At 65.4% G+C, this 981-nt stretch carries 1 protein-coding gene; it reads left to right on the top strand.

Going from position 1 to position 981, the window contains the following annotated elements; all coding sequences use genetic code 11:
* Positions 1–10 precede the first annotated feature (10 nt).
* A partial coding sequence (locus AC0V2Y_RS28025; protein ID WP_475418442.1) for a TonB-dependent siderophore receptor occupies positions 11–981 on the top strand: 971 nt, incomplete at its 3' end.

Raw genomic sequence — 981 nt, forward strand, 5'->3', positions numbered from 1 at the left:
AGGACATACCATGCCTGTGCAGCACATCCGCGGAACCCCCATCAAGCATCGCGCCGGCACCACGGCACAGCGCCAGTCTGCCCTATCGGCAACGCTGCTGGCGGCATGCGCCATCTTCGGCAATCCTTCGTTCGCCCATGCCCAAGGCGCCTCGTCCGCTGCCGCGGTGGCGGTGGAAAGGCAATTCGCCATCCCGCCCCTGCCATTGGGCCAGGCCATCAATGCGCTGGCACAGCAAGCGGGCACGGCGATCTCCATGAACGCCGCGCTGGCAGAAGGGAAAACTGCGCCCGCCATCCAAGGCAAGATGACGCTGCAACAGGCGCTCGAGACAGCCCTGGCGGGCAGCGGCCTGGCGGCGGCCGGGAATGGCTCGGCCATGGTAATCGTGCCCACCAGCCAGGCCATAGCGCAGATGCTGCCCGGCATCACCGTCCAGGCCGAACAGGAAACGGCCAACGAGCCCGTCTTCGGCTATATTGCCCGCCGCGCCGACACGGCCACCAAGACCGGCACGCCCATGCGCGAAATCCCGCAATCGGTCTCGGTAATCGGACGCACGGAAATCGAGGCGCGCGGCGCGCAGGACGTGATGGCCATCGTTGCCCAGACGCCCGGCATTTCCGTCAATACCTATGGTCCGGACAATCGCGGCTGGGAATATATCTCCCTGCGCGGCTTCAGCGGCAACAGCGGCAACTTCCGCGATGGCCTGTCGCAAACGCCCTTCGGCATCGTCTACCGTATGACCGAACCCTACCTGCTCGAGCGCGTGGAAGTGCTGCGCGGACCGGCCTCGGTGATGTTTGGCCAGGCCGATGCGGGCGGCATCATCAACCGTATCAGCAAGCAGCCAGGCGCCGAGCCGGCACGCGAGGTGGAGCTGCAGTACGGCAGCTTCAATCGCAAGCAGATCGGCATCGACCTGGGCGACACGTTAGCCCCAAACAGTGACTTCAGCTATCGCCTGACGGGCATGGC

The organism is Janthinobacterium sp. BHSEK, assembly GCF_056174685.1.